Annotated in this window: 20 protein-coding genes and 1 pseudogene; 11 read left to right on the top strand and 10 right to left on the bottom strand. The window is 67.5% G+C overall.

The genetic code is table 11. The annotated features are described in order from the left end of the window. Positions 1 to 34: 34 nt before the first annotated feature. On the bottom strand, positions 35 to 688 hold the full coding sequence (locus HGG74_RS17985) for a GDSL-type esterase/lipase family protein (protein WP_168488599.1): 654 nt from the start codon (positions 686 to 688) through the stop codon (positions 35 to 37). A gap of 147 nt (positions 689 to 835) precedes the next feature. Between HGG74_RS17985 and HGG74_RS17980 the strand changes: the two genes are divergently transcribed. Continuing rightward, on the top strand, positions 836 to 1,408 hold the full coding sequence (locus HGG74_RS17980; protein WP_168488597.1) for a DnaJ family domain-containing protein: 573 nt from the start codon (positions 836 to 838) through the stop codon (positions 1,406 to 1,408). Between the two features lie 8 nt (positions 1,409 to 1,416). Beyond that, the gene (locus HGG74_RS17975) at positions 1,417 to 2,313 is read left to right on the top strand and encodes a hypothetical protein (RefSeq protein ID WP_168488595.1); all 897 of its coding nucleotides are present in this window, start codon (positions 1,417 to 1,419) and stop codon (positions 2,311 to 2,313) included. 12 nt (positions 2,314 to 2,325) lie between these two features. Here the strand turns inward: HGG74_RS17975 and HGG74_RS17970 are convergent, their stop codons facing one another. The 3 genes from HGG74_RS17970 to HGG74_RS17960 all read right to left on the bottom strand — a co-directional run bounded on the left by HGG74_RS17970 (position 2,326) and on the right by HGG74_RS17960 (position 4,195). After that, positions 2,326 to 2,568, bottom strand: coding sequence for a hypothetical protein (locus HGG74_RS17970; RefSeq protein WP_168488593.1), 243 nt, complete (start codon positions 2,566 to 2,568; stop codon positions 2,326 to 2,328). 89 nt (positions 2,569 to 2,657) lie between these two features. Beyond that, entirely contained in the window at positions 2,658 to 3,485 is an 828-nt protein-coding gene (locus tag HGG74_RS17965; protein WP_168488591.1) for an alpha/beta fold hydrolase, read from the bottom strand. Positions 3,486 to 3,523: 38 nt separating this feature from the next. Beyond that, on the bottom strand, positions 3,524 to 4,195 hold the full coding sequence (locus HGG74_RS17960; RefSeq protein WP_168488590.1) for an ion transporter: 672 nt from the start codon (positions 4,193 to 4,195) through the stop codon (positions 3,524 to 3,526). Positions 4,196 to 4,384: 189 nt separating this feature from the next. On the opposite strand from HGG74_RS17960, the gene HGG74_RS17955 reads away from it, so the two are divergent. Beyond that, positions 4,385 to 4,987 carry a Rho termination factor N-terminal domain-containing protein gene (locus HGG74_RS17955; protein ID WP_168488588.1) on the top strand — a complete coding sequence of 201 codons (603 nt, stop codon included), beginning with the start codon at positions 4,385 to 4,387 and terminating at the stop codon, positions 4,985 to 4,987. Between the two features lie 106 nt (positions 4,988 to 5,093). Here the strand turns inward: HGG74_RS17955 and trxB are convergent, their stop codons facing one another. Next, positions 5,094 to 6,071: a thioredoxin-disulfide reductase gene (gene trxB, locus HGG74_RS17950; RefSeq protein WP_168488586.1), complete on the bottom strand. Its 978-nt coding sequence runs from the start codon at positions 6,069 to 6,071 to the stop codon at positions 5,094 to 5,096. Between the two features lie 190 nt (positions 6,072 to 6,261). Next, positions 6,262 to 6,663: a MerR family DNA-binding protein gene (locus tag HGG74_RS17945; protein ID WP_168488584.1), complete on the bottom strand. Its 402-nt coding sequence runs from the start codon at positions 6,661 to 6,663 to the stop codon at positions 6,262 to 6,264. Positions 6,664 to 7,235: 572 nt separating this feature from the next. Here HGG74_RS17945 and HGG74_RS17940 point away from each other — a divergent pair. The 3 genes and pseudogenes from HGG74_RS17940 to HGG74_RS17930 form a co-directional block, all read left to right on the top strand. Beyond that, a complete protein-coding gene (locus HGG74_RS17940) occupies positions 7,236 to 8,873 on the top strand; it encodes a LuxR family transcriptional regulator (protein WP_168488582.1) in 1,638 nt (545 codons plus the stop codon). Positions 8,874 to 9,048: 175 nt separating this feature from the next. Further along, on the top strand, positions 9,049 to 9,918 hold the full coding sequence (locus tag HGG74_RS17935) for an alpha/beta fold hydrolase (RefSeq protein WP_168488580.1): 870 nt from the start codon (positions 9,049 to 9,051) through the stop codon (positions 9,916 to 9,918). Between the two features lie 40 nt (positions 9,919 to 9,958). Further along, a pseudogene (locus HGG74_RS17930) lies at positions 9,959 to 10,228 on the top strand (Tn3 family transposase); the annotation flags it as partial. A gap of 105 nt (positions 10,229 to 10,333) precedes the next feature. On the opposite strand, the gene HGG74_RS17925 reads toward HGG74_RS17930, so the two are convergent. The 4 genes from HGG74_RS17925 to HGG74_RS17910 all read right to left on the bottom strand — a co-directional run bounded on the left by HGG74_RS17925 (position 10,334) and on the right by HGG74_RS17910 (position 14,001). Continuing rightward, positions 10,334 to 10,909 (bottom strand): hypothetical protein, encoded by a 576-nt coding sequence (locus tag HGG74_RS17925; protein WP_168488578.1) that lies wholly within the window; start codon positions 10,907 to 10,909, stop codon positions 10,334 to 10,336. Positions 10,910 to 10,925: 16 nt separating this feature from the next. Next, positions 10,926 to 12,074 (bottom strand): zinc-dependent alcohol dehydrogenase, encoded by a 1,149-nt coding sequence (locus tag HGG74_RS17920; RefSeq protein ID WP_168488576.1) that lies wholly within the window; start codon positions 12,072 to 12,074, stop codon positions 10,926 to 10,928. A gap of 273 nt (positions 12,075 to 12,347) precedes the next feature. Next, positions 12,348 to 13,121: an SDR family NAD(P)-dependent oxidoreductase gene (locus HGG74_RS17915; protein ID WP_168488574.1), complete on the bottom strand. Its 774-nt coding sequence runs from the start codon at positions 13,119 to 13,121 to the stop codon at positions 12,348 to 12,350. 52 nt (positions 13,122 to 13,173) lie between these two features. After that, positions 13,174 to 14,001 carry a sugar phosphate isomerase/epimerase family protein gene (locus tag HGG74_RS17910; protein WP_168488572.1) on the bottom strand — a complete coding sequence of 276 codons (828 nt, stop codon included), beginning with the start codon at positions 13,999 to 14,001 and terminating at the stop codon, positions 13,174 to 13,176. 212 nt (positions 14,002 to 14,213) lie between these two features. Here HGG74_RS17910 and HGG74_RS17905 point away from each other — a divergent pair, with 212 nt between their 5' ends. The 5 genes from HGG74_RS17905 (at position 14,214) to HGG74_RS17885 (ending at position 18,937) form a co-directional block, all read left to right on the top strand. Beyond that, positions 14,214 to 15,554, top strand: a complete 1,341-nt coding sequence (locus HGG74_RS17905; protein WP_168488571.1) for an MFS transporter — start codon at positions 14,214 to 14,216, stop codon at positions 15,552 to 15,554. Between the two features lie 121 nt (positions 15,555 to 15,675). Then, entirely contained in the window at positions 15,676 to 16,521 is an 846-nt protein-coding gene (locus tag HGG74_RS17900; RefSeq protein WP_168488654.1) for a transketolase, read from the top strand. A 47-nt stretch (positions 16,522 to 16,568) separates the two neighbouring features. Beyond that, entirely contained in the window at positions 16,569 to 17,519 is a 951-nt protein-coding gene (locus HGG74_RS17895; protein ID WP_168488652.1) for a transketolase family protein, read from the top strand. Positions 17,520 to 17,626: 107 nt separating this feature from the next. After that, entirely contained in the window at positions 17,627 to 18,286 is a 660-nt protein-coding gene (locus tag HGG74_RS17890; RefSeq protein ID WP_168488569.1) for a GntR family transcriptional regulator, read from the top strand. A gap of 114 nt (positions 18,287 to 18,400) precedes the next feature. Next, a complete protein-coding gene (locus HGG74_RS17885; protein ID WP_376766157.1) occupies positions 18,401 to 18,937 on the top strand; it encodes a TetR/AcrR family transcriptional regulator in 537 nt (178 codons plus the stop codon). Positions 18,938 to 18,942 lie beyond the last annotated feature (5 nt).

Raw genomic sequence — 18,942 nt, 5'->3', positions numbered from 1 at the left:
GCCTCCGCCTGCCCGGCCGCCGGCGGAGCCGGTATCAGCCGGTCGGGCGGCGGGTTGCCCCGATCACGCGTGAATACCGGGCGCCGTCGTCCCCGGACACGAAGGCGGCGATGGCCTGCGCGATTTTCCTGCCGCCATGGGCGGAGGGCTCGATCGGGTTCGCGTAGTCGGCGTCCTCGTCGCAGATCAGCCGGAGATCGATCAGCCAGGTGCCGCGGGCGAAGGCAGCCCGCGTGATGTGGTCGTTGAACAGCGCGGCAGCGGTCTTGATCACCTTGTGGTTGGGCTCGGAGGGCGGGGTGTCGTAGATGGTGCAGACCGCGGCGGGCAGGCCCGTCGCCGACACCGCCTCGATCATCGCGGCGTAAGCGGCGGCGAACCGGTCCTGGGCCTGGCCGAGGAGGGCGAGCGCTCCGGCAACGGAACCGGCCTGCTCCTGGAGCAGGTAGGCATACCCCAGGGCGTCGTTGCCACCGACGCTGACGGCAAGGTGCGTTGCATCTTCCGGAAGCGCAGCCAGCTGCCGGGCGACGCCGGAGGTGACGTCGCCGTCGACCGCCAGCAGCGTAGCGCGCCATCCGGACGGAAGCTCGCCGCGCAGCTGCGCCACGACGTCGGGGTCGCCGCCGACGTAGGCCTTGTTATCGAAGATCGAATCACCCAGCAGGACCACATGGCCGGCACTCATGTCATCAACCTATTCAACTGCCACCCGCCCGGCAACCGGCGTTGCCGCTTCCGGAGGACAGGCAACCATGCCCCGTTGCCGCCGGCGGGCCGCACTGGGAAAATTGATGGATCAGGTTCCCGGTCATGCTGGAGGCGGTGGCGGGTGATGGGCAGGGCATCGGACGAGTACGAGCGCCGGCTGGAGCGCGCCGCGGAACTGCGCGCCTTCGGGACCGCCAAGGGCGCCGGTCAGGAGGACGAGGATCTGCGTGAACGGCGCCGGAAGGTCGACAGCGCCTCCAGGGCCGACTACCTGATCCGGGATGCCATCGCGCGCGGGGAGTTCGACAACCTGAAGTACGCCGGCAAGCCGATTCCCGGGCTGGGGGAACGGTACGACCCCGACTGGTGGATCAAAGGGCTGATCCAGCGGGAGAACCTGACCGGCATCGGCCCGAAAGCCATCCTGCTGCGCAAAGAGGACGCTGAGCTGGATGACTACCTTGACACCCTGTACTCGGAAAAGCAGGTCCGGGAGATCATCGAGGACTTCAATGCACGGGTGATCGACGCGCGCCGCCAGCTGCAGGGCGGCCCGCCCGTGATCACCAAGACCCGCGACGTCGAGGGCGAAGTGGCCCGCTGGCAAGAGCGCCGGGCGGCCCGCACGGCCGCAGCTCCGGAACCGGAACCGGAGGCCAGGCGCCCCTGGTGGCGGCGCTTGTGGGGCAGGCAGTAGGGGACACCGTGCCGGCCACAGATGCCGGGCGGGGCGGCGGCCCCGGCGGCAAGACGGAGAACGGCAAACCGAAGGTGCCCTTGTGGCAAAAACCCCTGCTCTGGGTCGGCGCCGTGGTCCTGGCTGCGGCCGCAGCGGCCCTGACCGGATGGCTGGAGCCGCTGTTCACCCGGCTGATCGGCACCGCCTCGGAGACCGGGGAGCCCGTCACCGTGATCATCTCCTCTCCGGAACATACCTGGGGCGATGTTACGTTGCCGCCGGAAGTGAAGCTTTCCCCCGCCGAGCTGGAACGGCTCGGTCGGATGAACGTGCCGGACCAGGCCGCCTGGCTCCAGGACCGCGGCGGCATCATCGCCGGCAACAGGCGCTTCCTGCTGACCCTGAAGGGAAACCGCCAGGACCCGGTGCGCATCACCGGCATCCGGGATGCGTCCGAGTGCAGCGAGCCCCGGCGGGGCACGCTCCTGAGGCTCATTCCCGAAGCCGGCGGCGTCGTACCCTCGATCGAGCTGGGCATCAGCGTGGGGGAGACCGGCAGCGGCGCCTGGACCACGGATGCCCGGGGCGAACAGCATCCGTTCTTTCCCCAGCGGACGATCACTCTTGCCCGCGGTGAGGAAGAGCAGCTGCTGGTGGAGCTGTGGCCCAGCGTGCAGGGGCAGGTCTGCAGGCCCCGGCTGGACATGACAGTGCTCGAGGACGGCCGTGAGCACCTGCAGCGGATCCCCGCCGAAGGGGAGCTCGTGCCGGTCATGCGGTACGAGGACGACTCCGTGGAGCCCGAGTACGCGGCCGTGTACCTGGGCGGCAGGCTGTGCCCGGAATACGTGCCGGCGGCACCGGGGTGGCGCTTCAACACCGATTTCCGGCAGACCTGCGGGCTGGATCGGCAACGCGGCTGACGGGCCGGCAGGTCAGCGGCCGTGCTGGTCCCACTGTTCCGAATCGTCGACGGCGTCTTCCGGCCTGGTCCCGGCGTCCGGGTCCCCGCTGCCGATATAGGCCGGGGGCACGGCGCCGCCGGCATGCGTTTGCTGTTTGTCGCGGATGTTCCCGGCCTGGCCCCACTCCGGGGACTCCCGCTGGTCCACCGGATCCGGGTTCAGCGGCGGATAGCTTTCCTCGGCGCTGGTGTCGCCGTCGTTTACCTCGGTCATGGCACTGCCTTCCTGCGTCGCGGCGCTGGGCGAAGAACCCGGCGGTTTCCACGCTAGCGGCTGGCCGGCCGCAGGGCTATTGCTGCAGGTCAGGACCGGAGGTGCTCGAGGATCGCCGCCGTGACATCGTCCGGTGAGTCCTCGGTTGGAATATGCTTGCCGGCCACTTCGATGAGGTCCGAGCCGGGAATTTCCTCGACGTAGCGGCGGGCGAAGCCAATTTTCTGGAACTCGTCGTCGCGGCCCCAGATCAGCCGGGTGGGGACGGCCGCTGCCTTCAGCGCCGGAAGCAGTTCCAGGGTGTAGCGCTGGTCGGCCGCTGCTGCCATAGCCATCCAGGACCGGACCCGGGCAGGGCTGTCCCAGGGCGAGAGGTAGTCGGCCAGTTCCTCGCTGCTCAGTTCCCTGGCCACCGCTCGCCGGGTGGCCTGGCTGCGGCCCTCACGTAATTCTCCGGCGGTGGTGGCCCGGCGGACCGCCGGGTCGCGGAACCGTTCGACTGCCGGAACCGGCCAGGAGTCGAACATCACCGAGTTCATCAGGACCATACGGCTGACCCTCCCGCTGCGGGCGGCCAGGTGCTGGGCTATTCCGCCGCCGATGTCGTGTCCGGCCAACGCGAAGGTGTCCAGCCCGAGGGCATCGGCTGCCTGCAGGACGGTGTCGGCCAGTGCCGGGACGGTTGCTTCGGACTCGCCGAGCTCGCCGTCGCTTCGGCCGAACCCCGGAAGGTCCAGGGCGATGCAGTGCGCCTGGTCGGCCAACCCGGGCATGACCGGCTGCCAGACCCGGCTCCAGAAGGTGCCGTGCAGGAGCAGGTGCGGGCCGGCCCCCTGGTCTCCGCAGGTGAGGTAGGACAGGCCCGTCCCGTTGACGGTGATCTGTTCGCGGCGGACGGGCAAGCGCGGCGATGCCATTGGTTCTCCTGGATTCCGGGTGTGCGGTGCCACGGAGTCTATCCGGCGTCGCGGTCGCCGCGGAGGAAATAAGCCCCCAGCGATCCGGCCAGCGTTGCGAAGACCACCACGGAGTAGATCGCCAGCAGGACCTGCAGCAGGCGGGCAAAGACATCGTCAGCGCCCAGTTCGGCCCCGGTGATCGTGGACATGGCCGCGTCATGCAGGGCCTGCGCATAGTTGGTGTAGGAGCCGCTGATGTACAGCAGCTGGCTCGAGACCAGGACCACCACGGCGGTGACCGCCACAAGCCAGCCGATGCGGCCGGTGAGCAGCCGGCCGGCCGACCGTGAACCACGCACTCCTGCAGAGAGCACCCCGCCGAAACGCGCCAGCCGTACCACCCGCCACAGGCGCAGTGCCTGCAGCGTGCGGAAGAAGCGCAGGAACGGAACCAGCAGGAACAGCACCTGCCACCAGTTCCGTTTCCAGAAATTCCACTGGAAACCGGCGATGAACGCCCGCAGCAGGAACTCGGCGACGAAAACCGCCCAGAAGAACCACCCGATGACGCCCAGCACCGCCAGCAGCACCGGGTCGGTGGCCAGCAGCTGCGCCAGCACTATGAACAGGAACAGGACGCCGAGCACGCCCATGGGCCGGTCCAGGCTGGCGGCCAGAGCCTCGGCGCGGCCAAGCCGCGCGTACTGGTTCCGCTGACCTTCGCTCATGGTTCCGTTCCTCGCCCTGCAGTACCGGTGGCGCCGTCCCTTCCGTTTCCCTGCCGGGCAGCCGGTGCGGCCCGCCGGTCTTCATCATAAGCATGCTTGGCACCTGCCCTTGGGGCAGGAGCTGGTCATCTAGCCGGGGCGCACCTCCTGCAGTAGAGTCGTCACCACCTAGCGCGAAGGAGGGTTTTCATGGCTGACGAACCGGGTAACCAGACTCCGAACACGCCCGAAGTGAGCGAGTCGGAGCTTCGTGACCTGAGTGTTGACGAACTGAGGCAGCAGGCGAAGGACGCCGGCATCAGCGGCTCCTCCGGGATGCGCAAGGAAGAGCTGGTCGAGGCCCTTGCCAAGGCCGGCGGAGGTGCCGGGCGCAGCGCCGACGGCGGGGGTGGGTCCGAGGACGTCGGCGCCGGCCCCGACGGCGGAAAGCTCCGCAAGGGCCCGGAAATGTCGGATTCGCTCAAGTATTCCCAGGAGGTGACCTCCCCGGACCAGGAACCGGAGCGGGAAGGACGCAGCCTGGTCACTACCCACCACGAGGTCATCAAGCAGTGGGCCGAAGAGCGCAATGCCGTCCCGGCCACGGTCAGCGGCACCGAGCACGGCGGCCACTTGGGCGTGCTGCGGTTCGACTTCGGCGACAAGAACAGCGACCTGCGCCAGGTGAGCTGGGAGGAGTGGTTCAAGACCTTCGATGAGCGGGGGCTGAACTTCATCTACCAGGAACAGCGCAGCGACGGGCAGCAGTCGAACTTCTTCCGGCTGGAGAATCCGGGCCGGGAAGACGCCTGAGCGTGGCGGCTGCCCGCCGGCACGGCCGGTGGGCAGCGGCTAAGCTGCCTCCGCGACGATCCTCCGGTGTCCGGCGCCGGTGACGGCAACCGGGAGGCCGGTGTGCTCAGCCATGGGTGTCCTCTTGGACGAGCGCGGTGGCGATGCTGTCCGAATCCTCCAGCGCGGCCAGGTAACGCTCGGCGTCCAGGGCCGCGGCGCAGCCGGTGCCGGCGGCGGTGATGGCCTGGCGGTAGCGGTGGTCGACGGCGTCACCGCAGGCGAAGACGCCGTCGATATTGGTCAGCGTGGTGGGCGCGGCGACCTTGATATAGCCCTCGCCGTCGAGCTCGACCTGGCCGGCGACCAGTTCGGTGCGCGGCAGGTGGCCGATGGCGACGAAGATCCCGGTGGCGGCCAGCTCGCGGGTGGTGCCGGCGACAGTGTCGGTCAGGGTGACCCCGGAGACTTTGCCGTCGCCGTGGATGGCGGTCACGGCGCTGTTCCACTCGAAGCGGATCTTTTCGTTGTCCCGCGCACGCTGGGCCATGATCTTGGAGGCCCGGAGGGTATCGCGGCGGACGACGACGGTGACGGACTTGCCGAACCGGGTCAGGAACAGCGCCTCTTCCATGGCCGAGTCCCCGCCGCCGACCACCACGATGTCCTGGTCGCGGAAGAAGAAGCCGTCGCAGGTGGCGCACCAGGACACCCCGTGCCCGGAGAACTTCCTCTCCTCCGGCAGACCGAGTTCCTTGTAGGCGGAGCCGGTGGCGAGGATGACGGCCGGGGCCTGGTAGGTTTTGCCGCCCATGGTGGTGACCGTCTTCAGGTGGCCCTTGAGCTGGACGGAGGAGGCGTCGTCGTACTCGACGGCGGCGCCGAATTTCTCCGCCTGCTGCCGCAGGTTCTCCATCAGGTCCGGGCCCTGGATGCCCTCGGGGAAACCGGGGAAGTTTTCCACCTCGGTGGTGTTCATCAGCGCACCGCCGGCGGTGACCGAGCCTGCGATGACGCGCGGGGCCAGCCCGGCACGGGCGGCGTAGATGGCCGCGGTGTAGCCGGCGGGGCCGGACCCGACAATAATGATTTTTTCCTGGCTCATGCTCTGCATCCTTCCGCTCCCGGCAGCGGAGATCAATGGGTGTCCGCTGCCGGTCCCGGGCTTCGGGCTCAGCAGCAGCCGCAGCAGTTGCCGTTGCAGCAGCTTCCGTCGCAGTGCGGGTCGCCGCAGCACGGACACTCCGGGTCAGTGCGCATCACAATTCACCTCCTGCCTCGTCCGGAAGCGGACATCAGGTGCCCGGCGCGGGGTCCGGGCAGTTTCCTCCGGGGAGCCGGTCGGCCATCGCCGCCAGGTCGGCGCGCAGCGCGGCCAGCCGGGCCAGTTCCCGGTCCAGTTCGGCGATCCGCCGGTGCAGCAGGGAAGCAGCCGGCTCGCACGGGCAGCGTCCGGTGTCCCGCACCGCGAGCAGGTCGGCGATGTCGCCCAACCGCAGCCCCAGCCGCTGGCAGCCCTGGATGAAACGCACCCGGTCGACGGCACCGGCCGGATACATCCGGTAGCCCCCCGCCGTGCGTTCCGCGGGCTGGAGCAGGCCCAGGTGTTCGTAGTAGCGGACCGCGTCGGGGGAGATTCCCACCGCCTTGGCGAGTTCGCCGACCCTCAGGACCAGGCGTTGCCGCACCTCTGCCATGGTTCGAGCGTAAACCTTGGAGCAGGCTCCAAGGTCAAGCAGGAAACCGGGAAAGCGCGGAAGGCGGCAGCTGCCCGGCGGGTGTCCTGCTGCCGGGCGGACCGGCGGGAACACCTGGCCGGCAGAACGCTTTACTGAATGGTGCGTTCCGGGGCCGCCTCGCCGTCACGGCCGGCAGCAGCAGCGACTGCGCCATCGCCGCGGCGAAGCCACTGTGCAGTGCCTCCGGCAGTGCGCCGGAGGCACTGCGAGCACGGCCCCCACCTGGCGGGTGGGGTTGCAGACCCCGGATCCGGCGCCGGCCCGGCGCGGATCCAGGTTGCGCGTGGCGGTGGTGGAGACGGGGGACCAGATGCCGGCGTTCGCCTTTTCAGGGTGGCCTCGTGGATGTTCTCGCGTTCGGTTCCGGCCAGCGCGGTGAGCCGGCTGACCGGTAATCCACGGGCCTGCTTCTTCGTCGGCCCTGCGTTGGCCCATCGTCGGCTCCATGAAAGCTACGCGGAGGTTTTCAACGCGCAGCCCCTCCAGCCTGTCCACCGGAAGTAAAATGGAGCCCTCGATGAGAGGCAACCATGGCCATCACAGAATCAATCGAGCGGGGCCGCGCAGCTTGTGCACAGTATGCCTGGGACGACGCGTACCAATTCTTGTCGGACGCAGACCGTGCATGCCCTCTTGAGGCTGCCGATCTTGAACGCCTCGGGGTAGCCGCATACCTCACGGGCCGGGACGAGGCCGCCGTCGAGGATCTGGAGCGCGCCTACCAGGCGTTCCTGGGGCAGGGCGGAATCGGCAGGTCCGTGCGGTGCGCGTTCTGGCTCGGAATCACGTTGATTCTGCGCGGCCAGCATGCCCGTGGTGGGGGATGGCTTGGCCGGGCTCAGCGGCTGGTCGACGAAAGGCTGCCGGGATCAGTCGAGCAGGGATATCTGATGGTTCCCGCCGGCCTGCAGGCTCTGCACGAAGACCCCGCCACCGCCCGTGAGATCTTCGGCAAGGTCGTGGCAATCGCCAATGAATTCGACGACGCCGATCTCACAGCGCTCAGCCGGCTCGGCCTTGGTCAGGCGCTGGTCGCGATGGGGGAGGCGGCGCGCGGCGTTGCCATGCTGGATGAGGCAATGCTCTGTGTGACGACCGGGGACGTTTCTCCGATCGCCGCCGGGATCGTCTACTGCGCCGTGATCCTGGCATGCCGGGACATCTTCGACCTGGGCCGTGCCCAGGAATGGACGGCTGCTTTGAGCCAATGGTGCTCAAAGCAGCAAGGCCTTAAGCCATACCGGGGTCAGTGTCTTGTGCACCGATCGGAGATCATGCAGCTGCACGGGCAATGGGAGGACGCGATGGTCGAAATACATCGCGCCTGTGAGCATCTTTCGGCACAGCCTGGGAACCCGGTCATGGGAATGGCCCAATACCAGCGGGCGGAGATCCTCCGCCTGCGGGGCAAGTACGCCGATGCTGAGGACGCTTATCGCGAGGCCGCAGCCTACGGGCACAATATGCACCCGGGTCTGGCCCTGCTGCGACTGGCCCAAGGCCACACACAAGATGCATATGCGGCGATCCGCCGGGTGTTGTCAGATGCCGCAGAGGGTCCGGTCGAGCGGTCGAAAATCCTAGCAGCGTACGTCCCGATCGCGCTGGCAGCAGGCGATAGGAACGGGGCCAAGTTGGCGGCACAGGATTTGTCTGAGCTTGCCGAACAGTTCGGCTCCCCGTACTTGCAGGCCATGGCTGGATCGGTCCACGGCATGATACTCGTCAACGAAGGCGACTACACGCCCGCCTGCGCCACATTGCGAGCGGCCTGGTTGGCGTGGCAGGAGGTGGAGGCTCCCTATGAAGGGGCAAGGCTCCGTGTGATCATGGCCCGCGCTTACCATGCGCTCGGGGACCATGACACCGCGGAAATGGAACTCGACGCGGCGGCTCACGTCTTTGAGCAGCTGGGGGCGGCACCTGACCTGAGGGAGATCGCGGAAGTCTCAAGACGTTCGGCCGCACGGACTCCAGGCGGCTTGAGTGCGCGCGAGGCTGAGGTGCTCCGGCTCGTAGCTACCGGTGTGACCAACCGCGAGATCGCGAATTCCTTGGTGATCAGCGAAAAGACGGTCTCCCGCCACATTAGCAATATCCTTACCAAGCTCGGTCTGTCATCACGGACCGCAGCCGCAGCGTACGCCTACGACAACGACCTCGCATAACCGAGGCGCCACGCCAACTTCCTGACCAGCTACCACCTGCTCCCGCCCTGGGCCATACGCACAATTGCCCATTGCCGTCGGCCGGTTCGGATGGTCTGAATTCCCGATGCGGGGCCGGACGCCCCGGTGGGATGCTCAAGCAAAGGGAACGAATTGAGCAGAACAGGTGAGGAGAATGAACAGGAATGACGGGAACCAGACGCGGGAGCGCATGCTCGCCGCGATCCCACTGGCAGAAAAGATCCGCGAGCTCAATGGGGTCTCCACTGCCGTGCTGGAGGGCGGCGACGGCCCACCCCTCGTGCTGCTGCACGGACACGGAGAATTCGCTGCTGTCTGGCTCCGCGTGATACCCGAACTGATGAGGGCACACCATCTGGTCATACCGGATCTGCCCGGGCAAGGCGCATCGAAAATCGACGCCGGAACCCGGCTCGATGCGGAGGGTGTGCTGGAATGGCTCGACGAACTCATCGACCAGACGTGCGATTCCCCGCCTGTGTTGGCAGGGCACTTGCTTGGCGGCGCCATCGCTGCCCGGTATGCGGCTGCCCACGGCCATCGCATCGCCCATCTGGTGCTCGTCGATACGATGGGTCTGGCCTGGTACCGGCCGTCGCCGAGCTTTGCAGTACCCATGATGGGCTTCATGGCCCGGCCCACGGCCAAGAGCCGGGATCGACTCTTTGACCAATGTTTCCTGGATCGGGAGCAGCTCCGGCGGCAGACTGGCGACAGCTGGGAGCCGCTGATGGACTACGCGCTCGATCGGGTACGTACCGCGAGCGTGCAGTCGGCAGTGCGCCGGCAGCTGGCGGGCTTGGGCGTCCGGCCGATCCCGCCGGGCGACTTGGCCAGGATCGATGTTCCGACCACGCTGATTCACGGACGCCACGACCTGCAGGTACGGCTCAAAACCGTTGAGGCGGCCGCTGCCCGCTACGGATGGGCGCTGCACGTGATCGATGACTGCCGTGACGATCCCGCCTTCGAGCAGCCGGCCGCCTTCATTGATGCCCTGCGGGCGGCGCTGGAACCTCGGTGACGGGTCAAAACCACAAGGAGCCGACAATGCCTGCTGGCACCACACCGGCCAAGCTGCCGGTCCGGAAGCATGGAACCCCCGGGCCCAGGCCGTCTTCTTCAACCGGCTCGGCGAAATCCGCGACCGTTCCTTCGAACAACAGCGCTACCCTGCCAGCGGGCTGAACCTCCTCACCGCCGCCATCGTTTTCCGGAACACCGTCTGCCTCGACCGCACCATCACCACCCTGAACAGCGACGGCGGCACCACGGATCCTGATCTCCTGCAGTTCCTCTCGCCCCCGGGATGGGAACACATCCACCTCGCCGGCGGCAAAACCTTGGCGTTGGATACTTCACTTTTTCACAAGCCCCCATCCACTCCGGCAACAGTACAAGCCGTGCTGCGCAGCGGCGGACAGGGAAGGCGCCGGGTTTTAGGCGCGGCGGCGCCTGCGCACCGCCCTGAGCACGGCGACGGCAGCGCCGCCGGCCAGCACCCACGGACCCCCGACGATGACCGGGTCCATCCATTGGTGCTTCACGTCAGTGCGCCTGCGGCCGAAGCGCGAGGAGATGCCGTGGCGGGAAAATTCGCTGAGCACGCCGGACTCGGTGACCGGATTATCCGGGCGCAGCGTGAGGAAGGAGCGCAGGTGGCTTTCCCAGGCATCGACCCGGTCGGCCACTATCAGGAGCAGCCAGTGCGCCGCCCGCCCCTCGCTGTACCGCCGGTAGGCGAATTGCCGGAGGGGCCCGGAGATGCCCTTGGGCGGGCAGGAGGTACCGAAAACGGGAGGCAGGATCTTGTGCTCGATCGACCTCTCGCGCGGCCACTTTTCCTCCTGGCGTTCCGGGAAGTCCCAGTGAGCCCCGCTCGCCCCCGGATCGAACCTCTCCCGCGGCACCGCCGGCCGGTCCTTCGGGTCCAGGTCCGCGCCCCATCCGGGGATGCGCGCCCGCAGTTCCTCGCCCGTCGGCGGTCGCTCCGGCTTGTCGGCCGTGTACGGCATGACCGTGCTCCTTCCCTCAGCCGGCGCCCGGAACGATCACCGGCTTGATGCAATTGTCGAGCTTGGCCGAGAACATGTGGTACCCCTCGGCGATATGCTCGAGCGGAATGCGGTGCGTGACAATGTCGCTGGGCTTGAGGTAGCCGTTGCGGATGTGCTCGAACAGGCGCGGCCACTGGCGCTTGACCGGACACTGGTTCATCCGCAGGGTCAGCCCCTTGTTCAGGGCGTCGCCGAACTTGACGGCGCTGAAGATCGGCCCGTAGGCACCCATGACGGAGACGGTCCCGCCCTTGCGGACCGAGTCGATCGCCCAGTTCAGCGCCACCGGGGAGCCGCCCTGCAGCTTGATCTTCGCGGCCAGGACGTGCTGGAGGAAGTTGCCGTCGGCCTCCGCACCCACCGCGTCGATGGCCACATCGGCCCCGAGGTAGCCGGTGGCCTTCTTCAGGTGCACGACGATGTCGTCGTACTCGGTGAAGTTGTAGGTCTCGGCGTGGGCGAACGTGCGGGCCTTTTCCAGCCGGTACTCCAGATGGTCGATCACGATGACGCGCCCGGCACCCATGAACCAGGCAGACTTGGCGGCGAACAGTCCCACCGGGCCGGCACCGAAGACCACCACCGTGTCCCCTTCGGAGATGTCGCCGAGCTGGGCGCCGAAGTAGCCGGTGGGCAGGGCATCGGTGAGCAGCAGCGCATCCTCGTCGTCCATCCAGTCCGGAATGAGGCTTGGCCCGACGTCGGCGAAGGGGACGCGCACGTACTCGGCCTGCCCGCCGTCGTACCCGCCGCAGGTGTGCGAATAGCCGTAGATGCCCCCGACGGCCGTGGCATTGGGATTGACGTTGTGGCAGTTGGAATACAGCCCGCGCGCACAGAAGTAGCACGAGCCGCAGTAGATATTGAAGGGCACCATCACCCGGTCGCCCGGCTGGAGGTTCCGCACCGACGGGCCCACCTGCTCGACGACGCCGATGAACTCGTGCCCAAAGGTCATGCCCACCCGGGTGTCCGGCATCATGCCGTGGTACAGGTGCAGGTCCGACCCGCAGATCGCCGCCAGGGTCACGCGCACGATCGCATCATTGGGGTGTTCGATCGGCGGAACGTCCTTCTCCTCCACCCGGACCTTGTAGGGCCCGCGATATACCATTGCCCGCATCAGCGCCGCCTAGGAAGAAGTCCTCAAGTGCCCGCCAGCTTTCCACCATCACCGGGCCGGGTCAAGACACCGCGGGCGCGCCGGGCTGTGGCGGCGGTGTTCTCCTCATGCAAGGCCTCGGCGCGTGCTGCAGAGCAGCAAGGCGGAGGCCGGACAGGTCCGTGCCGTCCCCGGCGGACGGCTCCGGGGACGGCACGGGGCAGCCGCGCGTGAAGGGCGCAGCAGAATCCCTCCGGTACTGGACCGCGGCCAGGCAGCAGGGATCCCCGCCGGTTAGTGCATGTGGCTGCCGCCGTTGATGTCGACGGTGGTGCCGGTCAGGTAGGAGGCGTCCTCGCTGGAGAGGAAAGTGATGACCGCTGCCACTTCCTCGGTGCTGGCGGTGCGCCCCAGCGGAATGTCCCGGGCGATCGCCGCTTCGAGTTCCGGGGTGGTCCCGACGCGGATATTGGTATCGACGGCGCCGGGGGTCACCGCGTTGACGGTCACTCCGGTGTCGCCCAGCTCGCGGGCCAGGGCCTTGGTGAAGCCCAGGACGGCGGCCTTGGCCGAGGAGTAGGGGACCTTGCCGAAGACGCCGCCGCCGCGCTGGGCGGAGACGGAGGACATGTTCACGATGCGTCCCCAGCCGTTTTCGATCATGCCGGGCAGGAAGGCCTTGGTGACCAGGTAGGTGCCGGTGGCGTTGACGGCCATGACCTTGTTCCACAGTTCCAGGGTGGTCTCCAGGAACGGAACGGGCGAGGTGATGCCGGCAATGTTCGCCAGGGCGCCGACGGCCGGCAGGCTGCCGGAACGGACCTCGGCGTCGACGGCGTCGCGGGCCGCTGCCACGGAGGCTTCGTTGGCGACATCGATTTCGTACCCGAAGGCCGGCACGGCGAACTCATTGCCGATCTCGGCAGCGGTCTTGGCCGACTTCTCGCCGTCGAGGTCCAGAATGACGACGGCCCAGCCTTCCCGGGCGTAGCGGCGGGCGACGGTCAGGCCGATGCCGCGTTCGGAGGTGGCCCCGGTGATGACGGCGGTGCGCTGGATGGTGGTCATGATGCTCCTTTGAGTGGTGTGCAGAGGTAGTGGTCCGGTAGATGTTGGGGACCTAGATCAGGTCCGAGATGTAGGCGGCGGCCCGGGCGGCGGCGGCGGGACGTTCGGCGTTGGTGACGTCGCGGGTTTCCAGTTCGAGCGAGAAGTGCCCGGCGTAGCCCATGCCGGCGAGCGCCTTCAGGCCGGCCTCGAAGTTGGCGGCTCCGTTGCCGATGCTGAGGTTGATGTTCCCCGGCACGGCGTCGCGCAGGTGCACGTGGCGGATCTGCGGGTGGAAGAGGTCGACGAACTGCTCCGGGTCGCCGCCGGAGGCGACAATATGACTGAAATCCATGACGACGCCCACGCCGGTGCCGGCCAGCCGTTCGGTCAGCTGCCGTGCCAGTTGTGTGTTCCAGCAGAGCCGGAAGAAATGCAGGGATTCGGTCCACAGCTCAATGCCGGCGTCCGCGGCCAGGGCGGCGGCGGCTGCCAGTTCCGCGGCCACCAGGTCCAGATCCTCGGCCAAGGAGCGGACCGGCTCGTGGCTGAGTGCTCCGCACGGCAGTACCAGGGCCCGGGCGCCGGTCTGCACGGCCAGGGCGAGCAGCAGCTGCAGGTGGCCGGTGCGTGCGCTGCGATCTGTTGCGCCAAGGGGACGGTTCAGGTCGCCGATATCCCCGTTGATCGAGCGGACGGTGAGCCCGGATGCCTGCACGGTGCGGGCGGAGGCGGCCACCGCCGCCTCGTCCAGCTGGTACGGCACGTGGTCGCACACGCCGGGCAGCGCGCCCAGGTCCATTTCGCCGAAGCCAAGACCTGCCATGGTGTCCAGGGCGGACGCCAGGTCCAGGTGGCGGAAGCTGATCGAAGAGCAACCGAGCCGGGGGTGGAACGTCATCGTGGGTCCTTGGGAGGTGTGGGAACGCTAATTGTGATGCCCACCACCATAGGTTAGTCGACTGTTAACAGTCAACCGAAAAAACCCAATCCTGTTAACTGTTGACACTGACGAGTGGTGCGGCTCACACTGGTTGCCATATCCTGTTGACTGTCAACAGTGCCGGAGGGGTTTCCCGTTCCGCTTCCGGCATCGTTCCGAAAGGTAAATCCATGAGCAGTGAAGCTCTCGCCATGCGTGGACCGGTACACGGCACCAAGGATGCCCGGCGCGTTGCTGTCGGATCCGGCGTCGGCGCAGTAATTGAGACCTACGACTTCATCGGCTTCGGCACCGCCGCCGCGCTCTACTTCGGCACCGCCTTCTTCCCCGGCGGCGACCCGCTGGCCGGGACCCTTCTGGCGTTCGCCACCCTCGGCGTCGGCTTCGCCGCCCGCCCGCTGGGCGGCATTATCGGCGGGCACCTGGGGGACAAGGTGGGCCGGAAGCCGGTGCTGGTGGCCTCGCTGATCCTGATGGGCCTTGCCACCTTCGCCATCGGCCTGCTGCCGACCTACGCACAGGTCGGCCTCCTGGCGCCGGCACTGCTCGTGATCGTCCGCGTGATCCAGGGCCTGGCCTTCGGCGCCGAATGGGGCGGGGCCATCCTGATGAGCTATGAGCACGCGCCGTGGAAGAAGAAGGGCCAGTACACCGGCATCGTCCAGGCCGGCTTCCCGGTAGGCCTGCTGCTGGCCAACCTGGTCTTCCTGTTCAGTGTGCAGCTGGGTGACGAGTGGGCCTGGCGCGTACCGTTCCTGGCCAGCATCGTCCTCGTCGGCGTCGGCCTGATCATCCGTTCGAAGGTTCCCGAGTCCCCGGTCTTCGAGGACGTCAAGGAGCACGGCGACATCGTCAAGTCCCCGATCGTCCAGGTGGTCCGGGAGGACTGGCGGAACATCGTGCGCGGCATCGGCCTGCGCATTGCGGAGACCGCCGGCTACGCCGTGTCCGTGACCTACATGATTTCCTACCTGCACAGCTCGGAACTGGCCGACAAGACCCAGACCCTCATCGCCCTCTGCATCGCCTCCGCAATCGGCATCTTCGCCACAATGGCCTGGGCCCGGCTGACGGACAAGGTGGGCCGCCGCCCGGTCTACATCTGGTCCACGGCGTTCGCGGTGCTGTTCGGCATCCCGATGTTCCTGCTGGTCAACACCGGCATGTTCCTCTTCATCATCGCCACCATCGTCATCTCCTACGCGGTCTGCCAGAACTCGCTGGCCGGCGCCCAGGGTGCCTGGTTCCCGGAGCTCTTCCAGGCCAAGACCCGGTCCTCCGGCGCCTCGCTGGCGTACCAGATCTCGGCCATGGTCTCGGGCTTCACGCCCTTCATCACCACGCTGCTGTTCGTCGCCCTGGGCTGGATGGGCCCGGCGCTGCTGTTCAGCGCCTACGGCGCCATCGGCCTCTGGGCCGCGCTGGCAACCCGCGAAACCTGGGGGCGGCGCGAGCGCCGGCTGGCCGACGAGGCCGAGGCCACTGCCAGTCCGTCCAAAGCCACTGTCTGATCCACCAGCTTGAGCGGGCCGGGGTGGGACTGCCTCCCACCCCGGTCTGCCGCCGTCGTACTTTTCCCGGAAGGAAACCACGTTGACACTCACCGATACCGTCCAGAATCCAGGGGCCGCGATGTCGCGGCGGAGCCGTGTCGAAGCCGCGGCCTACCGGATGCGCCACCACGTGCTGAACATGGGCCAGGCGCAGGGACAGGGCTATGTGGGCCAGGCGCTCGACGCCGCCGACATCCTCGCCGCGGTCTACGCGGACCAGCTGCGCTACCGGGCCGATGATCCGGAGTGGGAAGGCCGGGACCGGTTCCTGCTCTCCACCGGCCACTACGCGATCGGGCACTACGCCGCACTCGCAGAGGCCGGCATCGTGCCGGTGGCCGAACTGGAGACCTACGGCTCGGACGATTCCCGCCTGCCGATGTCGGGCATGTCCACCTACACCCCGGGCATGGAAATCTCCGGCGGCTCGCTCGGACACGGCCTGACCATCGCCGTCGGCACCGCCCTTGGGCTGCGCCACCAGGGATCCCCGGCCCGCGTGTTCAACTTCCTTTCCGACGGCGAGCTGGACGAAGGCTCCACTTGGGAAGCCGCGATGGGCGCGCATCATCACCAGCTGGGCAACCTGACCGCGATCGTGGACATCAACGCCCTGCAGGCCGACGGCAAGACCGACAGTGTGCTGCGGACCGAACCGGTCGCGGACAAGTGGGCCGCCTGCGGCTGGTTCGTCCAGCGCATCGACGGCAACGACGTCGCCGCCCTGCTGGCCGCCTTCGACGCCGCGGCAGCGCAGGCCGTGCCGGAGGGCCAGCCCTCGGTCATCCTCTGCGACACCAGGATTGGCCGCGGGGTGCCGCTGCTGGAGGACCGGGAGAAGGCGCACTTCATGCGCATCGAGGAACACGAATGGCAGATCTGCCGCGAGCAGCTGACCGCCGGATACGAAGGAGACACCAAGTGAGCACCGCAGCAACCGCCGCACCCAAGCCGAAGCTGAAGACTTCGGCGATGATCGCCTCCTTCGCCGATCCCGGCCAGAAGACCACCCCGGCACCGTTCGGCCACGCCCTGGTGAAGGCGGCGCAGGAAAACGAGAAGATCGTGGGCCTGACCGCGGACCTGGGCAAGTACACGGACATGCACATCTTCGCCCAGGCCTATCCGGAACGCTTCTTCCAGATGGGCATGGCCGAACAGTTGCTCTTCGGTGCCGCCGCCGGCATGGCCCAGACCGGGCTGGTCCCGTTCGCCTCCACCTACTCGGTGTTCGCCGCCCGCCGCGCCTACGACTTCCTCTGCCTGGACATCGCCGAGCCGAACCTGAACGTGAACATCGTCGGCGGGCTGCCCGGCCTGACCACCGGCTACGGACCCTCGCACCAGGCCACCGAGGACATGGCCATCTTCCGCGGCATGCCTAACCTGACCATCGTGGACCCCTGCGACTCGGTGGACATCGAGCAGGCCGTTCCCCAGCTGGCCGCCAGCGAGGGCCCGACCTACCTGCGCCTGCTGCGCGGGAACGTGCCCACCGTCCTGGACGAGTACGACTACACCTTCGAACTGGGCAAGGCCAAGGTCCTGCGCGGCGGCAACGACGTGGTCTTCGTCTCCAGCGGCCTGATGACCATGCGGGCGCTGCAGGCGGCGAAGGAACTCGCTGCCCACAATGTGGATGTGGCCGTGGTGCACACTCCGACCATCAAGCCCTTCGACGCCGGGACCGTCCTGGCCGAGGTCGACACCGACCGTTTGGTGGTCACCCTGGAGAACCACACGGTGGTCGGCGGCCTGTTCGAAACCGTCGCGGGCGCAGCCGTACGGGCCGGGATCGGCAAGCGCATCGTTCCCGTCGCACTGCCCGATGAGTTCCTGGAAGCCGGCGCCCTGCCCACCCTGCATGAGCGCTACGGGCTGTCGGTGGGGCGGATTATCCGCACCGTGCTCGACGCACTGTGAGCCGTCCGTCCGTGTCCCTGGATTCCCGGCATCCCGGGGTGGCCGTAAGATCAACTGTTAACAAAGCAACTGTTAACAGCCGCTCCACCCACCGACCGAGGATGACCATGACCGCAGAATCGATGTCACTGCTGGGACTGGAAAAAACCAGCCTCCGCCAGCAGGCGCTTGCCGCCCTGCGCCGGGCCATCACCACGGGAGAGCTGCCCCCGGGGACGCATCTGGTGGAAACCGAGCTTTCCGAGACCCTGCGGATCAGCCGCGGAACCCTGCGTGAGGCCATGCGGCAGCTGCAGCAGGAAGGCCTGATTTCCGCCGGAGCCCGGGGGAGGCTTTCGGTCAGGCATCTGGACTCCCAGGAAATCCGCAACATCTTTGCCGTGCGGGCGGCGTTGGAATCCTTGGCGGCCAGGGAGCTCTGCGCCCTGGCCGACCGGTCCGAGGTCTTGGCGGCGCTGCGGGAAGCGGTGAACGAGATGCAGCGGGCCGCGGACTCAGGGCTGGAGGAGCGTATCGAGGCGGACCTGGAATTCCACCGGACCCTGTGCCGGCTCACGGGCAACGCGACACTGCTGCATTCATGGCAGTCCCTCGAAGGCAGCATCCGCATGTCCATCATGTTTGCCGGCGTCGAGCGCGCGGTAAGGAACATGGATGTGCAGCGGCACAGCGAGATTGTCGACGCTATTGCCACCGGCGATGCCGGGTTGGCCAACGAAGTCATCATGTCGCACATGGAGGGAGCAGCCACTGTACTGGTGGCGTAGGCTGCGCCGTGCACAAGGTCGTTGTGCCGGATCGGGCCGAAGAGGTTAGGATTGTTTGCCGTGACCCCGCCTGCTGAAAGCCCGGACCGGCCCGACCCCCGCACACGGATCCTCGTGACTGCGTACGATCTGTTTTCCCACCGCGGAATCCGTGACGTCGGCATTGACGAACTGATCCGGGAGTCCGGCGTGGCCAAGGCGACGTTCTACCGGCATTTCGCGTCCAAGGACGATCTTGCGCTGGCCTTCCTGCAGCGCCGCGACGAGCTCTGGATGATGGGCTCGGTGGTACCGGAAGCCAGGAGCCGGGCGCAGCAGCCGGAAGAGCAGTTGCTGGCCATTTTCGACGTCTATGACGAGTGGTTCCAGCATGATGACTTTGAGGCCTGTTCCTTCGTCAAGGTCCTGCTCGAGATGGGCGCGTCGCATCCGCTGGGACAGGCCAGCATCGAGTACCTGGGCAAAATCCGCCAGCAGGTGAGGATTCTTGCCGGCGAAGCCGGCCTGAGGGACCCTGAAACCTTCTCCCGTTCGTGGCACATCCTGATGAAGGGCTGCATCATCTCAGCTGCCGAGGGGGACCTGCAGGCGGCCCGCCGCGCCCGCCGGATGGCCGCCTGGCTGATTGCCGACCACCAGCCGGGAGCATAGGCAGC

This window comes from Arthrobacter mobilis (genome assembly GCF_012395835.1).
Classification (GTDB): Bacteria; Actinomycetota; Actinomycetes; order Actinomycetales; family Micrococcaceae; genus Crystallibacter; species Crystallibacter mobilis.
This window is presented reverse-complemented; position numbering and strand designations above follow the sequence as displayed.